Annotated in this window: 4 protein-coding genes; 2 read left to right on the forward strand and 2 right to left on the reverse strand. The window is 51.4% G+C overall.

Annotation, left to right across the window (positions count from 1 at the left end; all coding sequences use genetic code 11):
- Together OB87_RS19360 and smrA are read left to right on the forward strand one after the other, a co-directional pair.
- The coding region (locus OB87_RS19360) for a phage tail protein (protein ID WP_033570995.1) at positions 1-480 on the forward strand (480 nt) is incomplete at its 5' end.
- A 151-nt stretch (positions 481-631) separates the two neighbouring features.
- Complete coding sequence (gene smrA, locus OB87_RS19365; protein ID WP_033570998.1) at positions 632-1,198, forward strand: DNA endonuclease SmrA; 567 nt, start codon at positions 632-634, stop codon at positions 1,196-1,198.
- Positions 1,199-1,248: 50 nt separating this feature from the next.
- Here smrA and OB87_RS19370 read toward each other — a convergent pair whose 3' ends face one another.
- Together OB87_RS19370 and OB87_RS21070 are read right to left on the reverse strand one after the other, a co-directional pair.
- Positions 1,249-2,595 (reverse strand): MFS transporter, encoded by a 1,347-nt coding sequence (locus tag OB87_RS19370; protein WP_033570996.1) that lies wholly within the window; start codon positions 2,593-2,595, stop codon positions 1,249-1,251.
- A 251-nt stretch (positions 2,596-2,846) separates the two neighbouring features.
- On the reverse strand, positions 2,847-3,380 hold a 534-nt coding region (locus OB87_RS21070; RefSeq protein WP_033570997.1), incomplete at its 5' end, for a phage tail protein.

The following is a 3,380-nucleotide window of genomic DNA, read 5'->3' on the forward strand; positions in this document are numbered from 1 at the left end:
AAAATCGCCGATATCGTCGGCATTCCGTTGCCCTGGCCGCAGGCAACGCCGCCTGCTGGCTGGCTCAAATGCAATGGTCAGGCTTTCGACAAAAACGCCTTCCCGAAACTGGCACAGGTCTACCCTGGCGGCGTCCTGCCGGATCTACGTGGCGAATTTATTCGTGGCTGGGATGATGGACGTGGGGTGGATGTTGCCCGTGAATTATTAAGCTGGCAAAAAGGAACGCTAACCGTTTCAGATCCCAACTTAACTTCAGTAAATGTGGGAGCACTGATACATGGTAATAACGATAGCGCTAATACATATAAATCTATGGGGTTTGATATTGTCAACAAAGGCGATTATGCCATGCTACGAGCCGCTATAAATGTGGAGACGGTGGGCGCACAAGATTTGGATTCAAATGGTTGGCAGTTTGGGTATGGAGCTACCCGCCCGCGCAATATCGCCTTTAACTACATCGTCAGAGCAGCCTGACGGCCGGAATTATTCCCAGCGTTTTCTGACCGGGATAAACCACTACGCGGTGAGGAGACTCACCGCGTTTTTACACTGTGACCAGCAAGGTGATATTTCACCGTACTCTGGTTATAGTAGGTAGGTGGTTTGGGTAAACGCGAGTGACATGATGAATACTGATGAAAAAACGCTATTTCTGAATGCCATGGATGATGTCAAACCGCTAAAGCCGTCCTCAACTGTCGTTCACCTGAAGTCCCCTTTCCCGAATGTGACGCCTCATCGTGTGCAAGAACCCGAGCTGGATAATTTCCTGATTACTGGATTTCTGGATCTGGTTTCGTATGACACCCCATTGGAATTCAAAAGAGAAGGCATCCAGCAAGGGGTGGTGGACAAATTACGTCAGGGAAAGTATTCGCTGGATGCCAGCCTCAACCTGCTGCGTCAGCCGGTCGAAACCTGTCGGCAGAACCTGTTTGCGTTCATGTTGCAGGCGCAACGGGACAACTTGCGTAATTTACTGATTATTCATGGTAAGGGGCGTTATGAAAAATCACACGCCAATGTGGTACGCAATTACCTGTTCCGCTGGCTACAGCAGTTTGATTCCGTGCAAGCCTTTTGCGTGGCTCAGCCGTTTCACGGTGGCAGCGGTGCCTGTTATGTGTCGCTGAAAAAATCGGCGCAGGCCCGACAGGATAACCGCGAAAGACACGCCAAGCGCAGTCGTTAATCTTTCCTCCGAAGCAAAAGAAAACGCCCGAGTAACCGGGCGTTGGCGTATTAGTAACTGAGTTCTGCGACGGCAGGCCGGTTATAACCGAACTGGCCTTTGGCGAGAATCATCAGCGACGTCAACAGTGCAGGGATCGCCAGAATAGTAAACATGGTTGTCAGTCCCCATCCCATGCTAACCACTTGCGCACCGGCAAACGCACTCATGATGGCCCCCATTCGGCCAACACCATGCATCCAACCAGACCCGGTAGCGCGAGCTTCCGTCGGGTAATAACGGGCAGAAAGCGCATTCATACCGGTGTTAGCACCGTTGAGGCAGAAACCACTACTGAATGCCACCAGCCCCAGCAGTACAAAATAAGCGTGTGTGATGCCGATCATTGCCGTGGCGATGCCACCAACTGCATAAATTACCCCAAGTGCCAGATGAGGGTTAACACGGTCCATCAGCCAACCGGCGAACAGTGAGCCGAACGTGCCACCCGCCTGATATAAGGCAGTAATAATGGTGGCTTCGGTCACGCTCATCCCCGCTTCTTTGATAACGGTCGGTAACCAACTGCCCAGCAGGTATACCATGAACAAACCGAAGAAATAGCCACCCCACAGCATAAAGCTGCCAAAGCGGTAAGAACGAGACAGTACCAGTTGAACGGCAAATGCAGGTGTCTTTTCTACCACAGGCATGGCGAACTGACTGTCGGCCTGACAAACACCCGGCGCAATTTTATCCACGATCTGATGAATCTGGCGCGAATTCGCTCGCTTGCTGACCAGGAACCGCACCGACTCCGGCAGCTTCATCAGCAAAAATGGCACCAGCAGCAGCGGCAAAATGCCGCCCATCAGCAGCACAGAATGCCAGCCCCATTGAGGAATCATCCATGAGGCCGCAAATCCACCACTGGCAGCACCGAAACTAAAACCGCAAAAAACCACGGTAATGATGAAGGAGCGTTTTTTCTCCGGTGCAAATTCCGCCACCAGCGTACCGACGTTCGGCATCGCCGCCCCCAGACCTAAACCGGTCAGAAAGCGGAACAGCACCATGTGTTGTGGTGTTTGAGAAAATGCGGTTAACAAGGTCCACAACCCAAACAAAAATACGCTGGCGATGATGATCGTTTTACGACCACGCCAGTCCGCCAACGGCCCGGAAACCATCGCCCCTACCGCCAGGCCGATCAGCGCCGCGCTAATTACCACAGCCAGTTCTGCGTTGCCGATTCCCCAGGCTGCTTTCAACGAAGGGGCAATAAACCCCATGATGGCGATGTCCATACCATCAAGGGCAATAATGCAAAAACACAGGAAGATGATCAGTTTCTGGTAAGCGCCAAGCGGGCGCTGATTAATCAGCTGGCGTACGTCAATCGCGGTGGAACCTGTCACGCTTTTTCTCCAACAATACCGCACAAATGTTCAAAATGGCTTACACTGTAAACAATTATTTCCGATAGGGAAATATAATGGCGGGAAAAAATTTCAGATGCAGGATAAATAAAAGCGGTACACCGTAATTGGGGCACCGCTGGATAAAAAATGAGAATCAGCTTAGTAAGCGGCTAGGACAGATGAATAATCCATAACTGGCTGGTTGCCCCATCCTTCTGCAAGATCCTCGGCGCCAGTTACACCAGACGTCAGGCAGCCCTCACGATGTAGCTAAAGGCGATGTTGCGCGGGCGTGTACCGCCAGCAATAAAATAGGGATTGTTGTTTAGTGGGCGATGAGTATTCGTATCGACAGTTCTCTGATTACTATTTCCTGTATAAGCATATCCATTTATGGCGTAAGAATAACCTTTTAATGCTGGCCCGTAATCAGCATCTACGATCGTATCGGTTTGCATTGATTGATTAAATTCAGCAATTGTCGCTGTGTTAGCAGTGGAGCCTTCAACAACTAATAATTGTGCTGCATCAGGGCCGATGTTAGCAGTGGTGAGGGATGGTGCCTGTCGTGATAACAATCCTCGCCCCGCATCCACCCCACGTCCATCATCCCAGCCACGAATAAACTCACCACGTAGATCCGGTAGGACGCCGCCGGGGTAGACCTGTGCCAATTTCGGGAAGGCGTTTTTGTCGAAGGCCTGGCCATTGCATTTGAGCCAGCCAGCAGGCGGTGTTGCCTGCGGCCAGGGCAGCGGGATACCGACGATATCGGCGATTTT

Origin of the sequence: Dickeya undicola (genome assembly GCF_000784735.1) — a bacterium.
Taxonomy (GTDB): Bacteria; Pseudomonadota; Gammaproteobacteria; order Enterobacterales; family Enterobacteriaceae; genus Dickeya; species Dickeya undicola.